Consider the following 25864-nt stretch of genomic DNA (forward strand, 5'->3'; position numbering starts at 1 on the left):
GGCCACGCAAGGCGATAGGCCGATTACCGTAAGCACTCTAGGTTACGGAAACTCAGAAGGAGACCTTCTCGACCGAGTCCGAACGCAGTACCGACTCCTGCTGGAACTGCTTTTCGTAGTCGGCGCGCAGACCTTCGATCTCGCGCTCGGCCTCGCGATCGGCGAACGGGTAGAGCAGTACCACCACATGGGTGCGTTCCCGCACGATCACGCCGGAGCCGCCTCGCCACTGTCCGCTGCCGTCGAGCCGGGTGAAGCCGTCCGGGAACGCCGGGGTGATCTCCCGGTCGGAGAAGGTGGCGAACTCCTTGTCGGTCACCTCGGTGCCGTCCGGCTTGCCGGTGCCGAAGTACAGCTCGGTGCGCTTCCAGAGCTCCCCCGGCGACTGCTCTGCCTGCGGAGCGGCCGGGGTTTCGGCCGCGGACGCGGTGATGCCGCCGCCGAGCCCGAGCAACGCCGCCGTGGTCACGGCCGCCAACGTCCGTCGCGAAATCGCCATCAGACCCTCCTCGTTCGCCGCAGCCGAGTCTCTCGGCCGCGGCGAACGGGGGGAATGCCCGAAAGGGCGGACTAACGCGTCATGTCACAGTCGGGGCCTCGACGGCCCGCACCGACCTAACGCGTCATGTCACAGTCGGGGCCTCGACGGCCCCGCACCGACTTAACGCGTCGTGTAGTTCGGGGCCTCGACGGTCATCGTGATGTCGTGCGGGTGGCTCTCCTTGAGGCCGGCCGCGGTGATCCGGACCAGCTGGGCCTCCTGCAGCTCGGCGATCGTGTTCGCGCCCGCGTAGCCCATGCCCGAGCGGAGCCCGCCGACGAGCTGGTGCACGACGTTGGCCAGCGGCCCGCGGAACGGGATGCGGCCTTCGATGCCTTCGGGGACCAGCTTGTCCTCGCTCAGCACGTCGTCCTGGGCGTAGCGGTCCTTCGAGTACGACTTCGCCTGGCCCCGCGACTGCATCGCGCCGAGCGAGCCCATGCCGCGGTAGACCTTGAACTGCTTGCCGTTGACCAGGATCAGGTCACCGGGCGACTCGGCGGTGCCGGCCAGCAGGCTGCCCAGCATCACCGTGGACGCGCCCGAAGCGATCGCCTTCGCGATGTCGCCGGAGTACTGGATGCCGCCGTCGCCGATCACCGGGACGCCCGCCGGGCGGCACGCCTGGTCGGCCTCGTAGATCGCGGAGATCTGCGGGACGCCGACGCCCGCGACGATCCGGGTGGTGCAGATGGAGCCCGGGCCGACCCCGACCTTGACGCCGTCCGCGCCCGCGTCGACCAGCGCCTGCGCGCCCGCCCGGGTCGCGACGTTGCCGCCGACGATGTCGACCGCGTCGCCGAGCTCCTTCTTCAGCAGCGAGACGGTGTCGACGACCGCGCGGGAGTGCCCGTGCGCGGTGTCGACCATCAGGACGTCGACGCCCGCGTCGGCCAGCGCCATCGCGCGCTTGTGGCCGTCCGGGCCGACGCCGACCGCGGCGCCGACGATCAGGCGGCCGTCCGGGTCCTTCGTCGCCTTCGGGTACTGCTCGGTCTTCACGAAGTCCTTGACCGTGATCAGCCCGCGCAGCTTGCCCGCGCCGTCGACGATCGGCAGTTTTTCGATCTTGTGCCGGCGCAGCAGGCCGAGCGCCGCGGAAGCGGACACGCCGACCTGGGCGGTGACCAGCGGTGCCTTCGTCATGACCTCGGACACCGGGCGGCTGTGGTCGACCTCGAACCGCATGTCGCGGTTGGTGATGATGCCCACCAGCGCCCCGGACGCGTCCGCCACCGGCACCCCGGAGATGCGGAACTTCGCGCACAGCGCGTCGACCTCGGCCAGCGTCGCGTCGGGCGAGCAGGTGACCGGATCGGTGACCATGCCCGCCTCGGACCGCTTCACGACCTCGACGGCGGCGGCCTGCTCGTCGATCGGCAGGTTGCGCTGGAGCACGCCGATGCCGCCCTGACGGGCCATGGCGATGGCCATCCGCGCCTCGGTGACGGTGTCCATCGCGGCGGAGACCAGCGGGATGCCGAGGGTGATGTTCCGGGTCAGCCGCGTGCCGGTGTCCACCGCGCTGGGCACGACGTCCGATTCCGCGGGCAGCAGCAGCACGTCGTCGAAGGTCAGGCCGAGCATGGCGAACTTGGCCGGCATGGGGGCGGTGATGCCGTCGCTGGTCATAGCGGGTGAAGGGCCTTCCTGACGCGGGATGAGCGGGGTCGCTGTGGCGACTCGGAGCCTTCCCCTCATGATATCCGCCGCTCGGCCCCGGCCCGGGCGGTGGGCGAGGCGCCGGGACCGACCGGTACCGTGCAGGCCGTGGCGCACGATGTCCTGCCTCCAGACCCGTTCGCGGACGACCCGGACGACCCGGCCCGGGCGTTCCTCGTCGACGAGGACCGGCTGGACGAGCCGATCAGCGACCAGGAACGCACGGAGCTGCTGGCCGATCTCTCCGATCTGGCCGTCTACCAGGCACTCCTCGAGCCCCGCGGAGTCCGCGGGATCGTCGTCGACTGCGGTGAGTGCGACGAACCGCACTACCACGACTGGCACCTGCTGCGAGCCAGCCTGGAGCAGCTGCTGGCCGACGGGCGAATGCGCCCGCACGAGCCGGCCTACGACCCGAACCCCGGCGACTACGTGAGCTGGGACTACTGCCGCGGCTTCGCGGACGGCGTGACGGCCAACGAAAGCGCCTACTGAGCCCGATCACGAAAAAGCCCTGGTGAGCTTGCTCACCAGGGCTTTTTCGTGTCCGGAATTCCTACCCGCCGTCGACGCTCTGCCCGCCGACGGAGGACTCGCTGCGTCCCGTGTTCGTGCCGGGGTCGTTGCCGCTCGCGGCCGTGGAGGACGGCGGCGGCTCGGTGGTCGGCGGGGGCGGCTCGGTGGTCGGCGGCGGGGGCGTCGGGGTCGGCGTCCCGGTGCCCGGCAGGCTGGTCGTGCCGCTGCCACTGCCCGGGATGGACGTCGCCGAGCCGGCCGGCGGCACCTGCGTCGACGAGGCGCCGGGTGGCACCTGCGTCGAAGTCGTCTGGGTGGGGCCCTGGACGGGCGCGTCCGGGTTCTGGAGCTGCGCGGCGAGCTGCCGGTGCTGCTCCATCAGCTGGTCGCGGTTGTCCTCGTCGCTGACCTGCGACAGGGCGGCCTGAGCGGCGTCGAGGGCTTCACGGGCGGCGTCGAGGTTGCCGCCGGCGATGGCCAGGTTCGCCTTCTCGAGGTCGAGCTTCGCGTTCGCGGCCGCCTCGACCGAGCGGGTGTGATCGGAGTACAGGACCTTCGCGAGGCCCCACAGGGTGTCGCCGGGTTGCGCGGAGCGCGCGGCCAGCCCGGTGCCGGTGAAGGCGATCGCCAGCACGGCGGCGGCGACGGCGACCGGGACGAGCAGCCTGCGGCGGCGTCCGCTCGAAGCGTGTCGTTTCGCGAGACTCGCGGTGGTGACGGTCCGCACAGCGGTGTCGACGTCGACCAGCTCGGCCAGAGGCTCGCTGTCGATGTCTCTTCGCCACGCCACCAGCAACGCGTTGAGCTCCTGGTCGCCGAGTCCGTCGGCCAATGCCGGGTCGGACCCGCCGAGAGCGTCGAGCAGCGCGTCGTCCGCTTGGACCGCCGACAGATCGGCAGCGAACTCCGCCTCCGACGACGACAACCCACTGCCGAATGCGTCCTCGGGCTCGTAGCCCTTCTCGCGACCGGTCACTCAGATCACCTCCTCCGCGGCCAGGACCTTTCTCAGCCGCGCGAGTGCGCGGTGCTGGGCGACGCGGACGGCGCCGGGGGTCGACCCCACGGCGTCCGCGGTCTCCTCCGCCGACAAGCCGACGACCACCCGTAGCACCACGATCTCCCGCTGCTTGTCCGGCAGCACCTGCAACAACTGGGACATCCGCTCGTTCAGCTCACCTTGCAGCGCCCGCTGCTCGGGACCGACCCCGACTTCGACCTCGTCGGGGATCTCGGCCACCGGCTCGGCCCGGTTGCGCGCCGCGGCGCGGTGCGCGTCGGCCACCTTGTGCTGGGCGATCCCGTAGACGAAGGCCAGGAACGGGCGGCCTTGGTCGCGGTACGAGGGCAATGCCGTTAGCACCGCGAGACACACCTCCTGCGCAACGTCGTCCGCCGAAGCGAACGATCGCTCCTGCCTGCCAACCCGGGCGCGGCAATACCGCACTACCAGTGGACGGATAGCAGCCAGCAGCCGCTCCACTGCCTGGGGATCTCCCTCGACAGCAGCGGCGACCGGTTCATCCAGTCCATCCCCCACATTGGCCATCGCAGACAACAGTCCCAGTGTTACGTGTAGGTGTGCAAAGAACCCGGCCCGTGGTCGCCTCCACCCCGAACCGGTGACCGCTACCGTACCTGCGGCCCGCTTCGGGCCGGCGCGCGCGGTGTTCCCCGGCGCGCCGCGCCGCCCGAGGGCGCGGAAATACGGATCATCCTGCGGACCCGCGGTCGATATCGTCGATTCAACGAACGAGCGGCGTCACGGGTACGAGTTCCGTCGGAGGACGGGTGCCGGGACGGGATTTCGTCCCGGGGGCTGCCCAGGTGGGCGCCGGAGCGTGATGGGGACCACACAGGTACGGGCCAGGGCGGTGCGCCCTGGCCCGTCGTCACCTGTATTCCGGCCGTGTCAGGATCGAGGAGAAGCCGCGGGGACGGGTCAGCTGACCAGGCCGCGACGGAAGCCGTGAGCCACGGCCTGCGCGCGGTCGCGCACGCCGAGCTTGCGGAACAGCCGCCGGGCGTGGGTTTTGACCGTGTCCTCGGACAGGTAGAGCTCGCGGCCGATCTGGCCGTTGCTCTTGCCCTGGCTCATCCCACGGAGCACCTGAAGCTCGCGCTCGGTCAGCTGGACGCCCGGGTCGGACGGCTGACGGGGCGCGGGCACCGAGGTGCTCGCCAGGGTGTGGGCCAGGGCGGCGACCAGCTCCGGCCGGGACGCGTCCCAGCGGAGGTAGCCACGGGCACCGCCGGCGATCGCGGCGGCGATGCTGCCCGCGTCGTCCGGGGCACCGAACACGATGACGTTCGCCTGGGGGTTCGCGGAGACGAGCCGTCGAGTGGCTTCGACACCTGTCGGAACCGCGCGTTGCGTTCCGACCAGCACGACGTCGACGGGCTGACGGGAGTACCGGGCCAGCAGCTCGTCACCGTGCGCTACGCAGTCGATGCGACTGACCCCAGGGACCGCGGACATCACTCGGGTGAGCCCTTCACGGACACTGCGTCGGTCGTCGCAGATCAAGACCGTCGTCACGGGGTTTCCTTCCTGCAGCCGGGTGACATTCCACTTCCCCTATCGGACGCTTTAGCCCGAACCTTGACACGATCCGGTGGCTTTTTTTGAACTTTCTTAGCCCGGATGCCGGAACACCCCATTCCGACGGCTCAACCACCCGGGGCGGGGACCCATGGCGATTCCCCCGCGATCCTCCTCCCGCAAGGATCTGCGCTTCGTAACACTGCGTGCAACACCTGCGCGACTCTGAATCGATACTCCTCGGCGTGTCCTGGGCGCACATCGGCCATGACGAGGGCGGCCGGCCACAAAAGTGAAAGCAATTCGCATTCCTCGGCGGTCGCCATTGCATTTCCGACAAGACCGTCCGAAATCTCCCGGTGATCGGGAGCCCCGGCGGCCCGCAGGGCCACGGCCAGCACAATCCCGGATTTCACGGAGTGCCGCCGCGCACCGCGAGCCCGGGCCGTTTCGAATGCGCGCTCGGCGTGCGGCACGGCGGCGGCACCCTGACCTGCGGCGAGCTCGATCTCGGCGCCGACCCAGCCGCCCCGGACCTCCGCACGCCAGCCGGCGTCTTCGGCCGCGGCCCGCTCGGCGAGCCTGCGGGCAGCCCGGAGGCGCCCGAGGGCGAGGTTGTCGGCGGCCAAGCCGAGGAGGGCGTCGGCTCGCGCGCCCGCCGCGTCGAGCCCGTCGGGGTCCTGCCCGGTTTTCCGGCCGACGGCTTTCGCGAAGGCCTCGCCGTCGAGCGCACGGGCCTCCCAGTGGCCGCCCAGCTGCCTCCGGTGGGCCGCGAGGGTGCTGGCGGCGAGTGAGGCCTCGATCGGACCGGCTTCGTGCCGCAGCGGGCCCAGCAGAGCCGCGGCGGCGGCATACCGGCCCTGGGCGCCGAGGACGATGGCAGCGAGCAGTCGCGTTTTCGCCGTGCCTCCGCCGCGCGTGACGGCGGGGTCGGGCAGCGGATCGCTCCCGAACGCGGCGGCCCTCAGGGCGGGTTCGTGCACCCGTCCTTTCTAGCGGTTACCCCCGACAAGATCGGCCCGGAAGCGACCGGCCTCACCAGCCGGGCGCGCGACCGGCGTCGGTCAGGACATCCCACCGGCTCGGTTGGGCTCAGCTGGCGTGTCTTGAATGAGTCATTCAGGACATCCCACGACCTGAATGAGTCATTCAGGACATCTCGCCGACGGTAAGCCCGGCGGCCGGGCAGCGCTCGGGTCCGCGGGCACAGCGGGCAGGGCCGGGCCGGGACAGCCCCCGCCCGTCCCTGGGGGGCGTCCCCGCTCCAGTCTATCGACGAGGTCGGACAAAACCGGCGGATCGCGGTTCGGGCGCCGAGGTTGTCCACATCCTCCGTAGGCTGTGGACAACCGGGAACGGTACGGCTATTCGCGCCCGCCCACCAGGACGTGCTCGATCCGGTCCGCGGCACCCGGCAGATCCACCAGCAGCTCCACCCTGTCCGGCAACCCCGCGGGATCCCACCCGGGCCCGCACGCGAACAGCCGGCTCCGCTGCCGCCCCCGCGAGACCCTCGCGAACAGCCGCGTGTCCGCCACCCCGCGCCGGTGGGCCCACAGCACCACCGCCGCCGGCGCACTCCGGCGGACCGCCACCGCCAGCACCTCCGCCGGCAACGGCACCCCGAACAGCTGCGCCCCGATCCGGCGGCCGGCCAGCGAGGCCGCCAGCGCGTACATCGGCATCGAGTCGCGCTCCTCCGGGACGCACCCCAGCAGCACCGGGCGCGTGTTGCGCGGCTCGTCGAGCACCGGGGTCGCGCGGACCAGCGCCGCGAACACGCACTCCGCCAGCAGGTACTCGACCTCCGCGCCCGCGCTCGCGCCGCGCCAGCGGGCCCCCAGCGCCGACAGCACCGGCTCGATCACGCCCGCCCACGCCGGGAGGACGCCGAGCTCGGCGATCGTGTCCGCGAGCATGCGCTGGACCGCGCCCACGTCCATCGCGAGCGCCGCCGTGCTCAGGCGGCGGGCCAGGCGGGAACGGACTTCGAGGCCGTCGTCGGCGCCGGAGACCCCCGGAGGTTCCTCGGGCTCCTCCGGCTGGGGAGGGCCGGACCTCGGCATCTGTTCGAGGGCGTAGCGCGCGGCCTCGGCCGTCGACGCGCCGCTCAGCAACGCTCGCTGCATCAGTTCCAGCCGGCCGATGTCGGAGCTGCCGTAGCGGCGGTGACGGCCGTCGGTGTGCCGGCTGGGACCCAGCCCGTAGCGGCGGTCCCAGGTTCGGAGGGTGGACGGCGCGACCCCGAGCCGGCGGGCGACCGAGGCCACCGGCAGGGTGGGTTCTTCGGTACCCGACCCAGCTCCCACGAGCCTCAATATCCAGGCACCCAGCGCAGTCGGCAACCGGAGGCGAAACCCCTGCTCACACATCCGGGGGATGCCTAACGGCTGAATCGACCCGAATCGCTTGAACAACTATTGGCGCGCTTCTAACGTTACGGCCGTTGCACCGAATGGAGTATCGGCACCACAGCAGAGCAGCTAGCGGCATCGACCGATTGACGGAGGCGGTCAGGATGGCAGACACGCGCAGGCTCCCAGGACCCAACGCCGACATGTGGGACTGGCAGCTCGAAGGGTCGTGCCGGGGGATGGACAGCGCGTCCTTCTTTCACCCGGACGGCGAGCGCGGCCCGGCGCGGGCACGGCGGGAGGCCAGGGCTAAGGCGGTCTGCCTGAGCTGCCCCGTCCTGGAGATGTGCCGCAGCCACGCGCTGGCGGTGCACGAGCCCTACGGCATCTGGGGCGGGCTCTCGGAGTCCGAACGCGAGCACCTCATCAAGTCCGACAAACGCGCGCTCAGCATGTCCGGCGGCTGAGCGGCCACAGACAACGGAGGGCGGCACCGGGTGGGGTGCCGCCCTCCGTGCTCTTCAAGACGAAACCGGGCGGCACTCCTGCTGGAGTGCCGCCCGGTTCTGTGTCAAACCGCGTCAGTGCGAGTGGCCGTGGCCCGCCGCGGCGGGCTCCTCGTCGGCCGGCTTCTCGACGACCGACGACTCCGTCGTCAGCACGAGACGCGCGATCGAAGCGGCGTTCGCCACCGCGGACCGGGTCACCTTGACCGGGTCGACGATGCCGGCGGCCAGCAGGTCGGTCAGTTCGCCGGTGGCGGCGTTGAAGCCGTGCCCCCAGCTCTGCTCCCGGACCTTGTTGACGATGACCGCGCCCTCGTGGCCCGCGTTGGTCGCGATCCAGAACAGCGGGGCGGACAGCGCGTCACGCACGATGCGGACACCGGTCGCTTCGTCGCCTTCGAGGCCGAGGCCGCCCTCGAGCTCCTTGACCGCGTGCACCAGCGCCGAACCACCGCCGGGCAGGATGCCCTCTTCGACGGCCGCCTTGGTCGCTGCCACGGCGTCTTCGATGCGGTGCTTGCGCTCGTTGAGCTCGGTCTCGGTGGCCGCGCCGACCTTGATCACCGCGACACCGCCGCCGAGCTTCGCGAGCCGCTCCTGCAGCTTCTCGCGGTCCCAGTCGGAGTCGGTCGCCTCGATCTCCTTGCGGATCTGGCCGATCCGCGCCTGGGTGGCGTCCTTGGTGCCGGCGCCGTCCACGATGGTGGTGTCGTCCTTGGTGACGACGATCCGGCGCGCGCTGCCGAGCGAGCCGAGGTCCGCGTCGGCCAGCTTCATGCCGATCTCCGTGGAGATCACCTCGCCGCCGGTGATGATCGCGAGGTCGTCCAGGAACGCCTTGCGGCGGTCACCGAAGAACGGCGCCTTGACGGCGACCGCGGTGATCGTCTTGCGCAGCGAGTTCACCACGAGGGTGGACAGCGCTTCGCCGTCGACGTCCTCGGCGATGATCAGCAGCGGCTTCTTGGCCTCGACGACCTTCTCGAGCACCGGCAGCAGGTCCGCCAGCGACGAGACCTTCTCGCGGACGAGCAGGATGTAGGCGTCCTCGAGGATCGCCTTCTGCTCCTCCGGGTTGGTCGCGAAGTGCGCCGAGAGGAAGCCCTTGTCGAACTGGACACCCTCGGTGATCACCAGCTCGGTCGCCAGGGTCGACGACTCCTCGATGGTGATGACGCCGTCCTCGCCGACCTTCTCGACGGCTTCGCCGAGCAGGGCGCCGATGTTGGCGTCGCGGGAGGTGACGGTGCCGACCTGGGCGATGTTCTCGCGGCCCTTGACCGGGGTGGCCTTGTCCTTGAGGACCTCGATGACCTTCGCCGCGGCGGCTTCGATGCCGCGGCCGATCGAGGACGGGTTGGCGCCGGCCGCGACGTTGCGCAGGCCGACCTTCACCAGCGACTGCGCGAGCACGGTCGCGGTCGTGGTGCCGTCACCCGCGACGTCGTTGGTCTTGGTGGCGACGCTCTTGGCGAGCTGGGCGCCGAGGTTCTCGAACGGGTCGTCGAGCTCGATCTCACGGGCGACGGTCACGCCGTCGAGGGTGATGGTCGGCCCGCCGAACTTCTTGTCGAGCACGACGTGGCGACCCCGCGGGCCGAGGGTGACCTTGACCGCGTCGGCGAGCTTGTTCACCCCGCGCTCCAGCGCGCGACGAGCGTCCTCGTCGAATTTGATCTGCTTGGGCATAGCGTTTTCCGCTTACCTTCCGGTGGTCTTGAACGCACGAACGCCCCGCTCCCCGGCGTTGTGCGGGGCCCGGGGCGTCATGCGCTGCGAGCGGACGTCAGTTGATGACGGCCAGCACGTCGCGGGCGGACAGGATGAGGTAGTCCTCGCCGTTGTACTTGACCTCGGTGCCGCCGTACTTGGAGTAGATGACGACGTCGCCGACATTCACGTCCAGCGGGACACGGTTGCCCTTGTCGTCGATCCGGCCCGGGCCCACGGCCAGAACCTTGCCCTCCTGGGGCTTCTCCTTGGCGGTGTCGGGGATGACGAGGCCGGAAGCGGTCGTCTCCTCGGCCTCACTCGTCTGGACAACGATCTTGTCCTCGAGCGGCTTGATGTTCACGCTCACCGGGTTGACCTCCACGGTCGTCGAAAGCGTTGGCAGGATGTGGTTACGGCTCTACCACCCCCGCCGTCGCGGGTGCCGGGGCTGTCGGGCCGTGCGATTAGCACTCTAGCCACGGGAGTGCCAGCCGTGCAACCAGGGTCCGCCGGATCGTCCGACGCCCGCCAGTCCCGGTCACGCATCGGCAGGTCAGCAGCCCCTCTTACCCCCGGCGTGAGTTTCTGGTTAGGTTCTCACGTCTGGCACCTGAACCCTGGGGGTTTATGCCCATGTCCTCCCGTTCCGTCCCGAGAACGGCGGCCGTCGCGGCCGTCGTCGCGATCGCGGCCGGCCTCGCCGCCGCTCCGGCCCAGGCCGCCACCACCGAACAACGGCAGCGGGACTTCGCCGCCGCCGCGAGCGAGTTCGGGGTTCCGCAGAACGTTCTGCTCGGCGTCTCCTACCTGGAGTCCCGCTGGGACTTCAACGGCGGCACGCCCAGCACGTCCGCCGGCTACGGCCCGATGCACCTCACCGACCTGCGCGAAGCCGGCGCCGCCACCTCCCACCACGACGAAGGCACCGAGGACCCGCGCGGCGACGATGCCCGCCCGGCATTGCACCCCAAGGCCGGCCCCGCCACGCCGCCGCAGGGGCTGCAGACCATCGACGAAGCCGCACAGCTCCTCAAGACCGACACGAAGACCCTGCGCACCGACCCCACCCAGAACATCCGGGGCGGCGCGGCCCTGCTCGCGAAGTACCACGCCGGCCAGACCGACTGGTACGACGCCGTCGCGCGGTACAGCGGCTCGGCCGGCACCACCGCCGCGCGGACCTTCGCCGACGAGGTCTTCGACACCATCAAGACCGGTGTCGCCCGGACCACCGACGACGGCCAGCAGGTCAGCCTGGCCGCGACGCCGGCCGTCACGGTGCCGCAGCGCCCCGGGAACCCGGCGAACGTCGAGTGCCCGCGGACCGTCGCCTGCGAGTCGGTCCCGGCGCCGTACCAGGAGCTGCCGAACGACGACTACGGCAACCACGACCTGGCCAACCGGCCGGTCAGCCAGAAGATCGACCACATCGTCATCCACGACACCGAGGGCTACTGGGACAACGTCCTCGACCTCGCGCAGGACCCGACGTACGTGAGCTGGCACTACACCATCCGCTCGAACGACGGCCTGATCGCGCAGCACGTGCCGACCAAGGACGTCGCCTGGCACGCCGGCAACTGGTACGTCAACGCGAAGTCCATCGGCATCGAGCACGAGGGCTTCGCCGCGAAGGGCACCTGGTACACCGAAGCGATGTACCGCTCGAGCGCGAAGCTCGTCGGCTACCTCGCGCGCAAGTACGGTATCCCGCTCGACCGGGCGCACATCATCGGCCACGACAACGTGCCCGGCACGGTCCCGTCGACCATCGCGGGCATGCACTGGGACCCGGGCCCCTACTGGGACTGGTCGCACTACTTCGACCTGCTGGGCGCGCCGCTCGGCGGGTTCGGCCTGCCCGGCTCGTCGCTGGTCACCATCGACCCGGACTTCGCGAAGAACCAGCCCGTGTTCACCGGGTGCGACGGTCCCGGCACGGCTTGCGCGCCGCGGGGTTCCGAGGCCGTCGTGCTGCACTCCCAGCCCAGTGAGACGTCGCCGCTGCTCGTCGACATCGGCCTGCACCCGAACGGTTCACCGTCCACAACGGACGTCTCCGACGTCGGCAGCCGCGCCGCGACCGGGCAGCAGTACGCCGTCGCCGGCGTCAGCGGCGATTGGACGGCGATCTGGTACCTCGGGCAGAAGGGCTGGTTCCACAACCCGCGCAACGCCCGTGTCGCGAAGCCGGCGATCGGGCTCGTCGTGACGCCGAAGCCCGGCCTCGCGACGGTGCCCGTCTACGGGCGTGCCTACCCCGAGCCCGAGGCCTACCCGGCGAACGTCACCGTGCAGACCATCACGCCGCTGCCGTACACGCTGTCCGCCGGGCAGAAGTACTCCTCGGCCGGGACGGTCGGCTCGGAGTACTACTCGGCCACGACGTTCGACGTGGCCGACCACGTGGTGGTGAAGGGCAAGCTCAAGTACGTCCAGATCCAGTTCGGGCACCGGATCGCGTTCGTCAAGGCGGACGACGTCCGGATCCTGCCCGCGTTCTGACCAAATCCGTGAAGGCCACCTTCAGGAAGTTCAAGTTCCCGAAGGTGGCCTTCACGGATTTCAGGCGTCCAGCGCGACCTTCACCCCGGCCGCCTGTTCGGTGTTGCGGCGGGTTTTCGCCCAGCCGTTGCGTCCGCGGACCAAGCGGAACAACGCGCGCCACGACGTCACGTAGAACGTGTAGATGTACGCCGCGTACGCGAAGCCCATCCCGATCCCGCGCAGGATGTTCTTGCTGCGCAAGCACTTCAGCTGGTAGATCGGGCCCCAGACGAGGAACGGCAGCAGCCCGAACGAGCCGTAGATGGCGAAGAGGATCCACGCGCCGCCGGTGAACCACGTCCACATCTGCGCCGGGTCGCCCGCCGTGCTCGCGATCAGCAGGATGAACGGGATCGGGTACAGCAGCGAGCCGAGCAGCTGCAGCCACGGCTGGGCCAGGTAGTACATCATCTCCGCGGCGCCGAGCGTGCTGACGTGCGGCGAGTCCCAGATCCGCCGCAGGTAGCGGGCGCACTGCATGGTGCCCTGGCCCCACCGCGTGCGCTGCACCAGGAACCGCCGCAGGCTGTACAGACCTTCCTGCGCCACATGGGAATCCGGCGTGAACCCGGTGCGCCAGCCCTCGGTCAGCAGGTGGACGCCGAGCTCGAAGTCCTCCAGCAGCGAGCCGCGCCACGGCTGTTCGTCCGGGCCGGCGATCGAGTCGAGCGCGGTGAGCCGGGTGAACTGGCCGTTGCCGCCCATGGAGATCGTGCCCGTGAAGCCGCGGGACGTCTGGATCGCCGCGATCGCCGTGCGGAACTCGAGGTCCTGCAGCTGCGCGAGCTTCAGGCCGAACCAGCGCCCCACGGGGTTGCGCGACGGCGGCGGCGTCCCGGCGTTGCTCATCCAGACGTCCAGCTGGACGGCGCCGATCTCCGCGTCGCCGAAGAGGTGGTCCGCCGCGCAGACCTCCAGGCAGTTCGGCGCCGGGCGGCCGTCGGCGTCGACCACCACCACGACCACGTCGTCGCGGGTCGCCTCCGGGCCCATCCAGTCGTTGAGCGCCCGGTAGGCGGCGTTGAGGGCGTCACCCTTGCCCGTCCGGGCCTCGGGCCGCACCCGCGGCACCAGGTGCAGGTACGGGTCGTAGCCGCCGTGGCGCCGCCACAGCATCCGGACGACGCGCGCGGTGCGGTCGTCGGAGTCGTCGTCGACGACCCAGACGTGCGCCTTGCGGAACGTCGTGCGCAGGTAGCGCACGGTTTCGCGGATGACCGTCTGCTCGTCGCGGCACGGCACGAAGAAGTGCCACGTGAAGTCCGCCGGATCGCCCACCGGGGCGGGCTTGCGGCGCAGGTACGGCACGACGATCACGACGACGTACACCAGGAACGCCACGCTCATCGTCAGCGCGAACGCCTGCGTGATCGCCAGCAGGACCTTGACGCTCATGCCTTCTTCTTCCGCGTCGCCAGCCAGACGAACAGGACCAGCGAGACGGCGCCGCCGAACACGCTGACCATCGAGCCGAGCAGCGTGTGGCCCCAGTAGTAGCCCTCGTCGGTGCCGTACTCGTGCACCAACCCGACGATGGTGAGAATGCGCAGCTGATTCACCAGTACGACGACCACCGCGGAAATGCCGAGGGAAAAGAAGAGCCGCTTCGCATTGGCAGGCCGGAAGTACAGCATGGCCATCGTCACAACGAGCAGCGGCAGCAAAAGGAACGCCGAAGAACATTCCGGCGTCATTCTCAACCCGAATGGAGTAGCACTGCTCAACCCAAAGTAAACGGACTCCCGATCGGGCGCGACATAAACACCCGATGTAGTGATGACGTCGAGGATCGCGCCGGCGAGGCGCACTTCCAGTTCGCGGTAGAACCGCTCGGCCAGCACCACCGCGGCTCCCGCGGCGGCCAGCGCGCCGAGCGCGATGACCAGCGGAAACCGTGCCATTTCTGAGTTCGGAGCGCTCGCTACGGCCACGACGATCCTCTCGGTGTCGATTCTTCGATCAAGCTGCGGACCCCGGGCGAGCGTAAGTCATGAACGCCCCGCGGTTCCACCCGGAGGTGTGGTTTGACCGGCCATTCGGCAGAATCAGCGGCGAACTTGCTAGGCCGACCGGGTGATGTCACGACGACCAGCGGAAACGGCGTCGCGGAATACCCGATCCGGTGATCCGCGAAATTTTGTGTGCTATTCGGGCCGCTCTTCGCGATAGTCGATTCGCGTGCCGAGTCGAGGCAAGCCGGGTCGATCCGCGCCGCCGTCACGCGAACTCCAGGGAAACCCAGCGAATTCGGAGGATCAGTTGATGAAGAGCTCCCTCGCGCGCCGTGGCGGCCTGCTCGCCGCGGTCGTGGCGAGCTTCGTGCTCGCCGGCGCGGCGCCCGCTTCGGCCGCGCCCGGCGACGGGTCCGCGTACGGCGTGAACGTCGACGTGACCCTGCTCGGCCAGCCGGCCGTCCAGGCAGGACCGCTCGCGGCCGCGAACACCGCGGGCCCGACGAGCAACAGCACGGCGAAGGTGAACCTGACCGGGATCCTGACCACCGGCGTGATCAACACCGAAGCCGAGCGGGACGACAACTCCGGCGCGGTGACGGCGAAGGCGAGCACCGCCGACGTCGGCCTGCCGCTGCTCAAGGCCCTCGGGAACAAGGTCGGCGCCAAGGCCGTCGAAGCGGTCTGCACGGCGACCCAGGAAGGCGTCAAGGGCAGCACCACACTGGTCGGCGCGAACCTCGGCAGCGCCGGCGCGATCGACGCGACCCCGGCGCCGAACACGCAGGTCAAGGTCGGGCTCGCCGGTGTCAACATCGCGACCGTCATCCTCAACGAGCAGATCAAGAACAAGGACGGCAGCCTCACGGTCAACGCCCTCCACGTGAAGCTGCTCGGCGGGGTCGTCGGCGCGCTCGGCTCGGGCGACGTCATCGTCTCGTCGGCGACCTGCGGCCCGGTCGCGCCGCCGATGCCGCTGGCGTCCGGCGCGGGCCTGTGGATCGGGCTCGGCCTGCTCGGCGCCGTCGCGGTGCCGGTCGGGACGCGCATCTACCGCCGCCGCTCCGCACAGGTCTGAGCGAGGCCCGGATGTACAAGATGCCGGGTGCGGGCGTCGGCGTGGCCGGTGGCGGGGTGGGCACCCTCGCCGCCACCGGGGCCGACGTCGGGTGGTGGCTGGCCGTCGGCGTGCTCCTGGTCCTGCTCGGGACCGTCGCGCTGATCGCCGTCCACCGCCGCAACCGCCGCCTTTCCCGGGCGCGGGACTGAGGGAAGGGCCGTCGGCGTGCGCCCCTCGCACGCCGGCGGCCCCTCTGGGAGAAATTTCCGGGACACTGGACTATGTGGAGAAGGGGAACCGCGGGGTGGACGTGATGTTGCTGGCCGGGACGCGGCCGGAAGCGCTCAAGCTCGCGCCGCTGGCACTGGCGCTGGACGCGCACCCCGCGTTGCGGCCGATCCTGGTCCACAGCGGGCAGCACGCGAGCATGGTCGAGCAGGCACTGGCGCCGTTCGGCCTGGTCGCGGACGCGTGGCTGGACGTGCCGCCGCGCGTGACCGGCGGCCAGGCGGAGCTCGTCGCGGGCCTGCTGCCCGCCCTCGACGACGTGCTGCGCCGGCTCGCCCCGGCCGCGCTCGTCGTCCAGGGCGACACGACGACGACGCTGGCGGGCGCGCTGGCCGCGTTCTGGCTGGGCATCCCCGTGGTGCACCTCGAAGCCGGGCTACGCACGAACGACCTCACCGCGCCGTTCCCCGAGGAGGGCGCGCGGCAGATGGTGGCCCGCCTGGCGGCGCTGCACCTCGCGCCGACCCTCGGCTCGGCGGCGGCGTTGCGCTCGGAAGGCGTTGCGCGGCAACGGATAGCGGTCACGGGCAACACCGTCGTCGACGCGGTGCTGGAGATCGCGGCGCGCGACCTCCCGGCGCGCGACACGGCGCTGGCGTTGCTGGAGATGGAGATCGCGGAGGCGGGCGAGCGGCTGGTGCTCGTGACGTCGCACCGCCGCGAGTCGTGGGGCGAGCCGCTGGAACGGACGCTGGCCGCGGTGCAGCTGATCGTGGCCGAGCACCCGGACGTGCAGGTGCTGTTCCCGGCGCACCCGAACCCGCAGGTCCGCGACCAGGTCGAGGCGGCTTTGGGCGGCCTGCCGCGCGTGACGGTGACGGACCCGCTGGAGTACCCGGACCTCGTCCGCGCGCTGCGGCTCGCGTCGCTGGTGCTGACGGATTCGGGTGGGATCCAGGAGGAGGCGCCGACGTTCGGCACGCCGGTGCTGGTCCTGCGCGACGTCACCGAGCGGGTCGAGGTCGTGGAAGCGGGCTGCGCGTGGCTGGTGGGGACGGACACCGAGCGGATCGCGGACACGGCGGCGCGGCTGCTGAGCGGCGAGCTGCGGCCGGCGCAGGTGGGAAACCCTTACGGTGAAGGAAATGCGGCAGTGCTGGCGGTGGCGGCGATCGAGGAGCTGCTCGGCGTGGGATCCCCGGCACGCAGGCACGCCGCGGCTTCGTAGGCCCGAGCCGGGCTCAAAGGTCTTGAATGACTCATTCAGGTCTTCGGAGGTCCTGAATGACTCATTCAAGACCTTTCAGCGGGCGGGGTGGGGCTAGAGCGAGACCACCGAGACCGGCAGGGCCGGGTTCGCGCTGAAGTCCAACGCCGCCGTCGGGCGCTTCGCCGCCACCACGTGCGCGCCCAACGCTGCGATCATCGCGCCGTTGTCCGTGCACAGCCGCGGCCGCGGCACCCGCAGCTCGATCCCCGCCGCGGCACAACGCTCGGCCGCCAGCGACGACAGCCGCGAGTTCGCCGCCACACCGCCCGAAATCACGATGGTGCCGATCCCCTGCTCCTTGGCCGCGCGGATCGCCTTCATGGTCAGCACGTCCGCGACGGCCTCCTGGAACGACGCCGCGACGTCGTCCACCGGGATTTCCTCACCGCGCCGCGCCGCGCCTTCGACCCAGCGCGCCACCGACGTCTTCAAACCCGAGAACGAGAAGTCGTTCTTCGCGTCGCGCGGGCCGGTCATCCCACGCGGGAACGCGATCGCGGAGGGATTGCCGTTCTTCGCCGCCTTGTCGATCGGCGGCCCACCCGGGTACGGCAGGCCGAGGACCCGCGCCACCTTGTCGTACGCCTCGCCCGCCGCGTCGTCCACAGTGGATCCCAGCTCGGTGATCGACGACGCGATGTCGTCGACGCGCAGCAGCTGCGTGTGCCCGCCCGAGACCAGCAGCGCCAGGCACGGCGTGGGCAACGGCCCGTGCTGCAGCGTGTCCACGGCGATGTGCCCGGCCAGGTGGTTGACGCCGTACAACGGCACGTCCAGCGCCGTCGCGTACGCCTTCGCCGCGGAGACGCCGACGAGCAGCGCGCCCGCCAGGCCCGGCCCGGCCGTCACGGCGATGGCGTCCACATCGGACAGTGCGAGGCCGGCCTTGTCGAACGCCCGCTCGGTCGTCGGGACCATCGCTTCGAGATGGGCTCGGCTCGCGACCTCGGGCACCACGCCGCCGAAGCGGGCGTGCTGCTCGACGCTGGAGGCGACCTCGTCGGCGAGCAGCTCGACCGCGCCGTCGTCGTGCAGGCGGACCAGGCCGACGCCGGTCTCGTCGCACGAGCTCTCGATGCCCATGATGATGCGTGACATCAGCCCGCCACCTCGTCTCGCGTCCGCGCCGGGCGGACCATCGTGTACGCGTCGGCGCCGGAAGGCTGGTAGTAGCGCTTCCGGATGCCGAGCCGTTCGAAGCCGTGGCTCTCGTACAGCGCGAGGGCCGAGTCGTTGTCCGTGCGGACCTCGAGGAACACCGGCGCCTCGAACTCGTCGGCGCGCTCGAGCAGGGCGCGCAGCAGCGCCTTGCCGATGCCCCGGCGCTGGTACTCGGGTGCGACGCCGATGGTGTGCACGGTCGCTTCGTACTCGCCGCGACGGCGCCCGACGACGGCCAGCCCGGCGTACCCGAGCAGCTCGTCGGTCTCGTCCGGGCGCGCGGCGAGGTAGAAGTTGCCCGCGTCCAGCTCGGAGTGGAAGGCGCGGGAGTTCCACGGGTCGTCGCCGGGGAAGAGGATCTGCTCGATCTCGACGCACCGGGCGATGTCCCGGCGGCGCAGCGGCTCGAGTCTCACGGCGCGGTCACCCGTTTCGGCGCGCTGGGCTCGGCGGCGTCGGGGCGGCGCAAGTACAGGGGTGTCAGCGGCGCGGGCGTTTCCTTCGCCAGCAACGCGCTCCGAGCGGCCGTGACCAGGCCGGCGGGCGATGGGAAGCGAGGTTCGATCGGCTGGACGTCGAGCGCGTCGGCGTACAGCACCGCGCCGTCACCGGCCGCGACCTTGATACCGGCTTCCAGGTCGGCGGGACGCTGGACGTGCGGGCCGTCGGTGCGGTTCCCGGCGTCGTCGTACGCGGCCCAGTAGACCTCGCGGCGGCGGGCGTCGGTGAGGACGAGGAAAGCGCTGTCGCTCCGGACGACGTCCGCGGCCAGCGCGTCGAGGCTGCAGACCGGGTACACGGGGAGCCCGAGGGCGTGTCCGAGCGCGGCGGCGGTGGCCATCCCGGCGCGCAGGCCGGTGAAGGGGCCGGGACCGACACCGACGACGATCGCGTCGAGGTCCTCGAGCGACACTCCGGCGGCCTCGGCGGCGGCCAGCGCGTGCGGCATGATCAGCTCGCCGTGCGCGCGAGGGTCCACCGTGACGCGCTCGCCGCGCGTCTCCACCCGGTCGGAGTCCACCTCGACGACGCCCGCGGTCACCGCCGGGGTCGAGGTATCGATCGCCAGTACCAACACGGTGTCCCAGCCTACGACCAGGGCCTTCGGCGGCTTGCTGCAGGGGACTCATCCGCACGGTACTGTGCCGATTGTCACCAATCCGACAGCAGCCACGGCGGAAACCGGCGCCTTGCGCTGATCGGTCGGGGAACGTGTCCGCCTGCTTTCGGCCGGATTGGTAACGTGCGGATGGAGTCCGACTCTGGGAGGTCCCCGCGGTGCCCGCCCCGTTGTTCCCCGCCCTGGCCGAAGGTTCCGCAAAAGAAGCCTTGCGCTTCGGCGATCACGTCCTGACCTACGCCGACCTCGCCGCCGTCGCCGGTGGATTGGCCGCCGAGCTGCCCCGTGGCCGCGTCGCGGTCTGGGCGACCCCGACCGTGCACACCAGCGTCGCGGTCGTCGCCGCGCTGCTGGCCGGCGTCCCGGCCGTCCCCCTCAACCCGAAGATCGGCGAGCGCGAGCTGGCGCACATCCTCGCCGACAGCGAGCCGGAGCTGGTGCTGGCCGAACCGGGCGCCGAGCTGCCCGCGGGCCTGGCCGCGCTCCCCCGCCGTGACATTTCGCTGACCGGCGAAAAGACGCCTCTCGCCGAGGAGCCGGACCCCGAGACGCCCGCGCTGATCGTCTACACGTCGGGCACCACCGGCCCGCCGAAGGGCGTCGTCCTCCCCCGCCGCTCGATCGCGACGACGCTCGACGCGCTCGAGGACGCCTGGGGCTGGACCGCGGACGACGTCCTCGTGCACGGGCTCCCGCTGTTCCACGTGCACGGCCTGATCCTCGGCATCCTCGGCCCGCTGCGCCGCGGCGGCTCGGTGCGCCACCTCGGCCGGTTCTCGACCGAGGGCGTCGCGCGCGAACTGTCGGCCGGCGCGACCATGCTGTTCGGCGTCCCGACGATGTACCACCGGATCGCGGGCGAAGTCGCCGCGGACACCGCGCTCGCGGACGCTCTGCGCGGCGCGCGGCTGCTCGTCTCCGGGTCCGCGGCGCTGCCGGTACACGACCACCAGCGGATCACCGCGGCGACCGGCCAGCAGGTCGTCGAGCGCTACGGGATGACCGAGACGCTGATGAACACGAGCGTCCGCGCGGACGGCGAGCGCAAGCCCGGCACCGTCGGTGTTCCGCTGAGGGGCGTCGAAGTCAGGCTGGTCGGCGAAGCCGGCGAGACGATCGACGACGTCGACAGCGTCGGCGAGATCCAGGTGCGCGGGCCCAACCTGTTCACCGAGTACCTCAACCGCCCGGACGCGACGGCCGCCGCGTTCGACGGCGGCTGGTTCCGCACCGGCGACATGGCGACGCGCGACGCCGACGGGTACGTGCAGATCGTCGGGCGCAAGGCGACCGACCTGATCAAGAGCGGCGGCTACAAGATCGGTGCCGGCGAGATCGAGAACGCGCTGCTCGAACACCCCGGCGTCGCGGAGGCCGCCGTCACCGGCGAGCCGGACGACGACCTCGGCGAGCGGATCGTCGCGTGGATCGTGCCCGACGGCTCGCCGCCCAGCGCGGAAGAACTCGCCGACCACGTCGCCAAGCTGCTCGCGCCGCACAAGCGCCCGCGGGTCGTCCGGTACCTGGACGCGTTGCCGCGCAACGACATGGGCAAGGTCATGAAGCGGGCGCTCGGTGACTAGGCAGCCGGCGCGCGAGGTCGTCGGCGCGATCGCGAACGGCTTCGTGGAGCTCCCCACGCTGTTGCGCGACGAGCCGGCCGACGGGCCGATCGGCTGGCCCGGTTACCGCGAAGCACGCTCCGCCGCCGAAGAGCGCACCGGCGAGAAGGAGTCCGTCGTCTGCGGGACGGCGAAGGTCGGTGACGTCGAGGCCGTGCTGGTCGCGTTCGAGTTCGGGTTCCTCGGCGGATCGCTCGGGCAGCGCACCGGCGACCGGATCGAGGCGGCGTTCGCGCACGCGCGGGATGCTCGCCTGCCGGTGGTTTCGCTGATTTCGACCGGCGGCAGCCGCATGCAGCAGGGCATGCGCGCGTTGATGCAGCTGCAGCGGGTGGCCCGGGCGTCGGCGCTGACGCGCGCTTCGGGCATCCCGCAGATCTCGGTGCTGCGCGACCCGACGACCGGCGGCGGCTGGGCGACGCTCGGCGCGGGCGCCGACGTCATCCTCGCGCTGCCGGAGGCGCAGGTCGGCTTCGCGGGCTCGCGGGTGCGGCCGGCCGGGTCCCCGGAGGCGTACACCGCGGAGGCCAAGTACGAGTGGGGGCAGGTCGACGCGATCGTCTCCCCGGACGAACTCGGGCCGGCCCTGGAGCGCTGGCTGCGGCTGCTGACGGCGCGGTCGTCGGCGGCGGCTCCCCCGCCTTCCGCGCTGCGGCAGGCTTCCCTGCCCGACACGGGCTGGGAAGCGGTCCAGGCCGCGCGTTCCCCGCGCCGTCCCCGGGCCGTCGAGTACCTCGACGCGTATTTCGACTGGCGCTCGGACGTCAGCGGCGACCGTGCCGGCGGCGTCGATCCCGGGGTGTCGTGCGGCTTCGGCTGGCGCGACGGCCGGACGATCGCGTACGCGGCCCAGTGCGGCACACCGACGTTGCCCGCGGGCTTCCGGACGGCGGCGCGGCTGGTCAAGCTGGCTTCACGGCTGGGCATCCCGGTGCTCACCCTGGTCGACACCCCGGGCGCGGCGAACGACGCGGCGGCGGAGCAGGCGGGCGCGGGCGGCGCGATCGCGGCGATGTTCGAGGCGGTCGCGACGGCGTCGATCCCGGTGACGACGCTGGTGATCGGCGAAGGCGGCTCGGGTGGGGCGCTGGCGTTCGCGGCACAGGGGTCGACGTGGGTGACCCCGGACGCGTACTTCTCGGTGACGTCCCCGGAAGCCGCGGCGGCGATCCTGAAGCGACCGGCTTCGGAGGTGCCGGCGCTGGCGGACCAGCTGCGGTTGCGGCCGCAGGACCTGGTGGACCTAGGGGTCGCCCGCGCGGTCGTGAGTGAGAAACAGGGTTAGAACACTGTTTCTCACTCACGACGTCTTGGCGAGCTTTGTGCCGCCAGCGGGTCCATCCGTGGTTGGATCTTGCGATGGGGCATCGACTCAACAGGCGAGCGGCGTTCGGTTTGGGGACCGCCGTCGCTGCTGGAAGCATTCTGGCCGGCTCTCCCGCGTACGCGCAGGAAGCAGACATCGAGGCCAGCCCGGCCACACCGGACCGGGCCAGGCAGAAGGTGAAGCGCGTCTACGACACCGCGGCCGCTGAGGCAGGCGGCATCTGGAACTCCTACATCAGCGTGGCCGACCAGGTGGCCGTCGACGTGGCGTCCGACGAGGTCGTCGAGGCGTACAGCGTCAACAAGGTGGCCGTCGCGGTCACCTTGATGGACAAGATCGACCGTGGCCTGCTCACGCTGGACCAGCAGGTCCAGGTGCCGGAGAGCATCGTCGTGCCGGGCGGTGACGGCATCATCATCCTGGACAAGGCGTACCCGAGCGCGTTCACGCTGGGCCACGTCCTGTCGCTGTTCCTCACGGTTTCGGATGACACGTGCGTCCGGCTGGTAGGGCTCGTGGTTCCGGCGGCCGAGATCAACCAGATCCTGGTGGCCAAGGGCTTCCCCAAGACCCAGGTCACGCCGGTGGCCAACCCGAACCGCTACTTCCTCGGCCAGACCACTCCGCGCGAGACCCACGACCTGCTGAAGGCGCTGGTCGCGGGCACACTGCTGAGCCCGGCGTCGACGGAGTACCTGCTGTCCATCCTGCGGTCGCAGGTGGCGTTCACCGACGGTATCCGCCGTGAGATGTCGTCCGTCGATCGGGCGAGGATCGCCACGAAGGCGGGCTGGCTGAACGACGGCCGCAACGAGGCGGGCATCATGTTCGACGCCGCGGGCAAGCCGGTGGTGACCTACTCGATGTTCGCGCACGGCCAGGCGAACCCGGAGGACTTCGGGGCCACGCACCCGGTCCGGCAGGCCTGCGCGAAGATGGGGCCGAAGTTCCTGCGCGCGGTCGACAAGATCGCGGGCGCCGGCACCAAGACATTCCGGGCACCGGCCTACCAGCAGTACAACGGCGGCTGAGCGGCCAACGGGAGTCCCGGAGCTGGTGCGGACTTACGCCCGCACCAGCTCCGGGACGCGGTCGGCCCAGGTGCCGTGCGGCTCCAGGGTGACCTCGCGGACGTCGTCCTCGCGGCGGTCCAGCCGCACCACCAGGTAGTCCGACGACAGCCGTTCCGCCGAGCCCTCGCCCCACTCGACCACGATCGCCGAGCGTTCCAGGTCCGTGTCCAGGTCGAGATCATCCAGCTGGGACAGGTCGCCACCAAGCCGGTACGCGTCGACGTGCACCAAGGGCACGCCCGAAGCACCCGCCGGGTGGACGCGGGCCAGGACGAACGTCGGGGAGCTCACCCGGCCGCCGACACCGAGGCCGTCCGCGATGCCGCGGGTCAGCGTCGTCTTGCCCGCGCCGAGGGGGCCCGCGAGCAACACCAGGTCACCCGCGCGCAGGGACCGGCCCAGGGACCGCCCGAACTCCATCGTGTCTTCGGGCGTCGGAAACACCAACGTCAACGCTGCCACCACCAGTTTCGTTGAGCAGAAGTCACGCCGTCCACACCGGAACAGCGTTGCAGGAGATCGATCAGGTGGCTGGTCACCAGCTCGGGCTGTTCGAGCAGCACCATGTGCCCGGCGCCGCGGACGCGCACCAGCTCCGCGTCGGGCAGCTCGGACGCGATCCGCTCGGCGTGCGAGAACGGCGTGAACCGGTCCGAATCCCCGCCGATGACCAGCACTTCCGCGTGTTTCAGCCCGGCCAGCGCCGCGTAGCGGTTGTGGCTGCCGAGCGTGTCGACGAAGTTGACGAGCCCGCGGACCGGCGTCACTTCCAGCATTTCGAGCATGAAGTCGACGAGCCTCGGCGCGACGTCGCGGCTACCGAACGCCAGCCGCCGCACGGCTTGGCGCGTCAGCTGCCCGCCCGCGGCGCGGACGAACTCCACCAGCCCCGGCTGCCAGCCGGCGAGACCGCCGGCGGCGCGCGTCAGCGGGTTGTACTTCGAGAGCAGCGAACGCGGCAACCCGCGTGCGCCCACTTCGCCCGCCGCGGTCGCGATGAAGGCGACACCTTCGACCCGCTCTTCGAACAGCGACGGGAACTCGGCGGCCAGCTCCATGATCACCATGCCGCCCATCGAGTGCCCCACCAGCACGATGGGCCCGTCCGGGACCACGGACCGCAGCACGACGTCGAGGTCGCGCGCCAGCTGCTCGATCGTCGAATTCTCCGCGGAGGCCGCGCCGGACAGGCCGTGGCCGCGGTGGTCGTAGTACACCTGACGCACGCGAGGCAGCCGAAGCGTCGCGAGATCCCGGCGCTGGAAGTGAAAGCACCGCCGGGAAAGCGCGAAACCGTGCACGCCCACGACAGTCAGTTCAGGTTCGCCGCCGTCCTCCGGGTCGATCTCCTCGACCGAAAGCGGCGTGCCGTCGTCGGCCGCGACCGTGGAAGTACGGTCCGGCTTCAGCTCCCCCAGCGGCTCGTCCACGTACGGATCCTCACTGTGCCGCCGCTGCTGCTGCGCGGCGACGGCGATGGCGGCGGCGGTCCCGGTGGCCACGGCCCCGACCCCGCCGGCGATGGCCAGCAGTCGACGTGAAGGTGTCACGAGCGCTCTCCCAGATACCGGCGCCGCACCCGCGGGCGGTACATCGAGGTGACGATCTCGTAGTCGATGGTGCCCAGCTTGTCGGCCCATTCCCGGGCGGTCGGCTCGCCGAACGTCCCCGGCCCGAACAGGACGACCTCATCGCCGACGGACGGCTGGTCGTCGCCGCAGTCGACGACCAGCTGGTCCATGCAGACCCGCCCGGCGACCGGTCGCCGCTGCCCGCCGAGCCAGACGTCCATCCGGCCGGAGAGCGACCGCGGGACGCCGTCGGCGTACCCGGCCGGCACCAGCGCCAGGTTGGTGTCGCGCGCGGCCGTCCAGGTGTGCCCGTAGGACACCGATTGGCCGGCTTCGACGCGCTTGACCAGCGCGACCGCGGACCGGAACGTCATGGCCGGACGCAGGTCTTCGGCCTGCGGGACCGGGTTGAGCCCGTACATCGCGATACCGGGCCGGACGACGTCGAAGTGCAGGTCCGGCCGGGTGAGCAGGGCCGCGGAGTTCGCCAGGTGCCGCTTCGGGTCGAGCCCGGCGGCGCGGGCGGCGTCGTAGGCCTCGGCGAACCGCTTCGCCTGGAGGTCGGTCGCCGGGTGGTCCGGCTCGTCCGCGCACGCGAGGTGGGACCAGATCGCGACGACTTCGACCCGCGGTTCGGCGGCCGCCGCTTCGACCAGTTCGGCCCAGCGGGCGGGCGGGCAGCCGTTGCGCGAAAGCCCGGTGTCGATTTTGAGGTGCGCACGAGCGCGGGTACCCGTTGTCGCGGCGGCCGCGATGCGGCGTAGCTCACCCAGCGAGCTCGCGGCGAGGTCGACACCGGCCTCGATGCCCGGCGCGAAGTCGACGTCCGGGGTGTCCAGCCAGCTGAACAGCCGCGTCGTGATCCCGGCTTCGCGAAGGGCGAGGGCCTCGCCGAGCGAGCAGGTGCCGAGCCAGCCCGCGCCGGCCTCGACCGCGGCGCGCGCCACCGGCAGCGCGCCGTGGCCGTAGGCGTCGGCCTTCACCACGGCCATCACCTCGGCGCCGGGCGCGCGGGCGCCCAGCAGGGTGAGGTTGTGGCGGATCGCGTCGAGGTCGATATCGACCTGCGCGCGAGGGAAACTGGAAGTCATAACGACTC

Annotated in this window: 26 protein-coding genes; 9 read left to right on the top strand and 17 right to left on the bottom strand. The window is 71.1% G+C overall.

Translation table 11 applies throughout. From position 1 onward, the window contains the following. Nucleotides 1-52: 52 nt before the first annotated feature. Together AB0M59_RS34045 and guaB are read right to left on the bottom strand one after the other, a co-directional pair. Nucleotides 53-499 carry a DUF3574 domain-containing protein gene (locus tag AB0M59_RS34045; RefSeq protein ID WP_364623704.1) on the bottom strand — a complete coding sequence of 149 codons (447 nt, stop codon included), beginning with the start codon at nt 497-499 and terminating at the stop codon, nt 53-55. Between the two features lie 162 nt (nt 500-661). Then, the gene (gene guaB / locus AB0M59_RS34050; RefSeq protein ID WP_364372430.1) at nt 662-2173 is read right to left on the bottom strand and encodes an IMP dehydrogenase; all 1512 of its coding nucleotides are present in this window, start codon (nt 2171-2173) and stop codon (nt 662-664) included. Between the two features lie 129 nt (nt 2174-2302). Here guaB and AB0M59_RS34055 point away from each other — a divergent pair, with 129 nt between their 5' ends. Continuing rightward, nucleotides 2303-2698 (top strand): DUF5319 domain-containing protein, encoded by a 396-nt coding sequence (locus AB0M59_RS34055; protein WP_285459698.1) that lies wholly within the window; start codon nt 2303-2305, stop codon nt 2696-2698. A 61-nt stretch (nt 2699-2759) separates the two neighbouring features. Here the strand turns inward: AB0M59_RS34055 and AB0M59_RS34060 are convergent, their stop codons facing one another. The 5 genes from AB0M59_RS34060 to AB0M59_RS34080 form a co-directional block, all read right to left on the bottom strand. Beyond that, the gene (locus AB0M59_RS34060) at nt 2760-3695 is read right to left on the bottom strand and encodes an anti-sigma-D factor RsdA (RefSeq protein WP_364623706.1); all 936 of its coding nucleotides are present in this window, start codon (nt 3693-3695) and stop codon (nt 2760-2762) included. Further along, nucleotides 3696-4268: a sigma-70 family RNA polymerase sigma factor gene (locus AB0M59_RS34065; protein ID WP_043786628.1), complete on the bottom strand. Its 573-nt coding sequence runs from the start codon at nt 4266-4268 to the stop codon at nt 3696-3698. Between the two features lie 393 nt (nt 4269-4661). Next, nucleotides 4662-5258, bottom strand: a complete 597-nt coding sequence (locus AB0M59_RS34070) for a response regulator transcription factor (protein ID WP_003073605.1) — start codon at nt 5256-5258, stop codon at nt 4662-4664. 131 nt (nt 5259-5389) lie between these two features. Continuing rightward, nucleotides 5390-6244, bottom strand: a complete 855-nt coding sequence (locus tag AB0M59_RS34075; protein WP_364623708.1) for a hypothetical protein — start codon at nt 6242-6244, stop codon at nt 5390-5392. Nucleotides 6245-6625: 381 nt separating this feature from the next. Further along, entirely contained in the window at nt 6626-7570 is a 945-nt protein-coding gene (locus AB0M59_RS34080) for a MerR family transcriptional regulator (RefSeq protein WP_364623710.1), read from the bottom strand. 209 nt (nt 7571-7779) lie between these two features. On the opposite strand from AB0M59_RS34080, the gene AB0M59_RS34085 reads away from it, so the two are divergent. After that, on the top strand, nt 7780-8082 hold the full coding sequence (locus AB0M59_RS34085) for a WhiB family transcriptional regulator (RefSeq protein WP_043792619.1): 303 nt from the start codon (nt 7780-7782) through the stop codon (nt 8080-8082). 114 nt (nt 8083-8196) lie between these two features. Here AB0M59_RS34085 and groL read toward each other — a convergent pair whose 3' ends face one another. Both groL and groES read right to left on the bottom strand, forming a co-directional pair. Next, nucleotides 8197-9810, bottom strand: coding sequence for a chaperonin GroEL (groL, locus tag AB0M59_RS34090; protein WP_364623712.1), 1614 nt, complete (start codon nt 9808-9810; stop codon nt 8197-8199). A gap of 97 nt (nt 9811-9907) precedes the next feature. Continuing rightward, on the bottom strand, nt 9908-10201 hold the full coding sequence (gene groES / locus AB0M59_RS34095; RefSeq protein WP_004559922.1) for a co-chaperone GroES: 294 nt from the start codon (nt 10199-10201) through the stop codon (nt 9908-9910). A 260-nt stretch (nt 10202-10461) separates the two neighbouring features. Between groES and AB0M59_RS34100 the strand changes: the two genes are divergently transcribed. Next, nucleotides 10462-12339 carry an N-acetylmuramoyl-L-alanine amidase gene (locus AB0M59_RS34100; protein WP_364623714.1) on the top strand — a complete coding sequence of 626 codons (1878 nt, stop codon included), beginning with the start codon at nt 10462-10464 and terminating at the stop codon, nt 12337-12339. A 60-nt stretch (nt 12340-12399) separates the two neighbouring features. Here the strand turns inward: AB0M59_RS34100 and AB0M59_RS34105 are convergent, their stop codons facing one another. Beyond that, nucleotides 12400-13776: a glycosyltransferase family 2 protein gene (locus AB0M59_RS34105; protein ID WP_364623716.1), complete on the bottom strand. Its 1377-nt coding sequence runs from the start codon at nt 13774-13776 to the stop codon at nt 12400-12402. Then, nucleotides 13773-14282 carry an exosortase P gene (xrtP, locus tag AB0M59_RS34110; protein WP_364623869.1) on the bottom strand — a complete coding sequence of 170 codons (510 nt, stop codon included), beginning with the start codon at nt 14280-14282 and terminating at the stop codon, nt 13773-13775. Before xrtP ends, AB0M59_RS34105 begins: the two co-directional genes overlap by 4 nt. 361 nt (nt 14283-14643) lie before the next feature. Between xrtP and AB0M59_RS34115 the strand changes: the two genes are divergently transcribed. The 3 genes from AB0M59_RS34115 (at nt 14644) to wecB (ending at nt 16849) form a co-directional block, all read left to right on the top strand. After that, on the top strand, nt 14644-15411 hold the full coding sequence (locus tag AB0M59_RS34115; RefSeq protein WP_364623718.1) for a choice-of-anchor P family protein: 768 nt from the start codon (nt 14644-14646) through the stop codon (nt 15409-15411). Nucleotides 15412-15422: 11 nt separating this feature from the next. Then, entirely contained in the window at nt 15423-15602 is a 180-nt protein-coding gene (locus tag AB0M59_RS34120; protein ID WP_284745445.1) for an LPXTG cell wall anchor domain-containing protein, read from the top strand. Between the two features lie 95 nt (nt 15603-15697). Further along, a complete protein-coding gene (gene wecB / locus AB0M59_RS34125) occupies nt 15698-16849 on the top strand; it encodes a UDP-N-acetylglucosamine 2-epimerase (non-hydrolyzing) (protein WP_364623871.1) in 1152 nt (383 codons plus the stop codon). Nucleotides 16850-16942: 93 nt separating this feature from the next. Here the strand turns inward: wecB and tsaD are convergent, their stop codons facing one another. Genes tsaD through tsaB form a run of 3 tightly spaced genes read right to left on the bottom strand, consistent with a single transcriptional unit; the run spans nt 16943 to nt 19130 of the window. Further along, the gene (tsaD, locus tag AB0M59_RS34130) at nt 16943-17989 is read right to left on the bottom strand and encodes a tRNA (adenosine(37)-N6)-threonylcarbamoyltransferase complex transferase subunit TsaD (protein WP_364623720.1); all 1047 of its coding nucleotides are present in this window, start codon (nt 17987-17989) and stop codon (nt 16943-16945) included. After that, nucleotides 17989-18468, bottom strand: coding sequence for a ribosomal protein S18-alanine N-acetyltransferase (gene rimI, locus AB0M59_RS34135; protein ID WP_364623721.1), 480 nt, complete (start codon nt 18466-18468; stop codon nt 17989-17991). The genes tsaD and rimI overlap by 1 nt, the downstream gene beginning before the upstream one ends. Then, nucleotides 18465-19130: a tRNA (adenosine(37)-N6)-threonylcarbamoyltransferase complex dimerization subunit type 1 TsaB gene (gene tsaB, locus AB0M59_RS34140; protein WP_364623723.1), complete on the bottom strand. Its 666-nt coding sequence runs from the start codon at nt 19128-19130 to the stop codon at nt 18465-18467. The genes rimI and tsaB overlap by 4 nt, the downstream gene beginning before the upstream one ends. Before the next feature lie 200 nt (nt 19131-19330). Between tsaB and AB0M59_RS34145 the strand changes: the two genes are divergently transcribed. From AB0M59_RS34145 to AB0M59_RS34155, 3 genes are all read left to right on the top strand, one after another. After that, the gene (locus tag AB0M59_RS34145) at nt 19331-20755 is read left to right on the top strand and encodes an acyl-CoA synthetase (RefSeq protein ID WP_364623725.1); all 1425 of its coding nucleotides are present in this window, start codon (nt 19331-19333) and stop codon (nt 20753-20755) included. Beyond that, nucleotides 20748-22079, top strand: a complete 1332-nt coding sequence (locus AB0M59_RS34150) for a carboxyl transferase domain-containing protein (protein ID WP_364623727.1) — start codon at nt 20748-20750, stop codon at nt 22077-22079. The genes AB0M59_RS34145 and AB0M59_RS34150 overlap by 8 nt, the downstream gene beginning before the upstream one ends. 74 nt (nt 22080-22153) lie before the next feature. Next, a complete protein-coding gene (locus AB0M59_RS34155) occupies nt 22154-23152 on the top strand; it encodes a serine hydrolase (protein ID WP_364623731.1) in 999 nt (332 codons plus the stop codon). A 33-nt stretch (nt 23153-23185) separates the two neighbouring features. On the opposite strand, the gene tsaE is transcribed toward AB0M59_RS34155, so the two are convergent. From tsaE to alr, 3 genes are read right to left on the bottom strand one after another with little or no spacing between them, the layout of a single operon-like run. Further along, complete coding sequence (tsaE, locus tag AB0M59_RS34160) at nt 23186-23647, bottom strand: tRNA (adenosine(37)-N6)-threonylcarbamoyltransferase complex ATPase subunit type 1 TsaE (RefSeq protein WP_364623733.1); 462 nt, start codon at nt 23645-23647, stop codon at nt 23186-23188. Further along, entirely contained in the window at nt 23644-24744 is a 1101-nt protein-coding gene (locus AB0M59_RS34165; protein ID WP_364623735.1) for an alpha/beta hydrolase, read from the bottom strand. Before AB0M59_RS34165 ends, tsaE begins: the two co-directional genes overlap by 4 nt. Further along, nucleotides 24741-25856 carry an alanine racemase gene (alr, locus tag AB0M59_RS34170; RefSeq protein ID WP_364623737.1) on the bottom strand — a complete coding sequence of 372 codons (1116 nt, stop codon included), beginning with the start codon at nt 25854-25856 and terminating at the stop codon, nt 24741-24743. Before alr ends, AB0M59_RS34165 begins: the two co-directional genes overlap by 4 nt. Nucleotides 25857-25864: the final 8 nt, after the last annotated feature.

Origin of the sequence: Amycolatopsis sp. NPDC051371 (assembly GCF_040682155.1) — a bacterium.
Taxonomy (GTDB): Bacteria; Actinomycetota; Actinomycetes; order Mycobacteriales; family Pseudonocardiaceae; genus Amycolatopsis.

What these genes read in the sequence shown, in the direction of transcription:
- AB0M59_RS34045 (WP_364623704.1), bottom strand. Translation starts at nt 499, where the DNA reads ATGGCGATTTCGCGACGGACGTTGGCGGCCGTGACCACGGCGGCGTTG.
- guaB (WP_364372430.1), bottom strand. Translation starts at nt 2,173, where the DNA reads ATGACCAGCGACGGCATCACCGCCCCCATGCCGGCCAAGTTCGCCATG.
- AB0M59_RS34065 (WP_043786628.1), bottom strand. Translation starts at nt 4,268, where the DNA reads ATGGCCAATGTGGGGGATGGACTGGATGAACCGGTCGCCGCTGCTGTC.
- AB0M59_RS34085 (WP_043792619.1), top strand. Translation starts at nt 7,780, where the DNA reads ATGGCAGACACGCGCAGGCTCCCAGGACCCAACGCCGACATGTGGGAC.
- groL (WP_364623712.1), bottom strand. Translation starts at nt 9,810, where the DNA reads ATGCCCAAGCAGATCAAATTCGACGAGGACGCTCGTCGCGCGCTGGAG.
- AB0M59_RS34100 (WP_364623714.1), top strand. Translation starts at nt 10,462, where the DNA reads ATGCCCATGTCCTCCCGTTCCGTCCCGAGAACGGCGGCCGTCGCGGCC.
- AB0M59_RS34105 (WP_364623716.1), bottom strand. Translation starts at nt 13,776, where the DNA reads ATGAGCGTCAAGGTCCTGCTGGCGATCACGCAGGCGTTCGCGCTGACG.
- xrtP (WP_364623869.1), bottom strand. Translation starts at nt 14,282, where the DNA reads ATGGCACGGTTTCCGCTGGTCATCGCGCTCGGCGCGCTGGCCGCCGCG.
- AB0M59_RS34115 (WP_364623718.1), top strand. Translation starts at nt 14,644, where the DNA reads ATGAAGAGCTCCCTCGCGCGCCGTGGCGGCCTGCTCGCCGCGGTCGTG.
- AB0M59_RS34120 (WP_284745445.1), top strand. Translation starts at nt 15,423, where the DNA reads ATGTACAAGATGCCGGGTGCGGGCGTCGGCGTGGCCGGTGGCGGGGTG.
- tsaD (WP_364623720.1), bottom strand. Translation starts at nt 17,989, where the DNA reads ATGTCACGCATCATCATGGGCATCGAGAGCTCGTGCGACGAGACCGGC.
- AB0M59_RS34155 (WP_364623731.1), top strand. Translation starts at nt 22,154, where the DNA reads ATGGGGCATCGACTCAACAGGCGAGCGGCGTTCGGTTTGGGGACCGCC.
- alr (WP_364623737.1), bottom strand. Translation starts at nt 25,856, where the DNA reads ATGACTTCCAGTTTCCCTCGCGCGCAGGTCGATATCGACCTCGACGCG.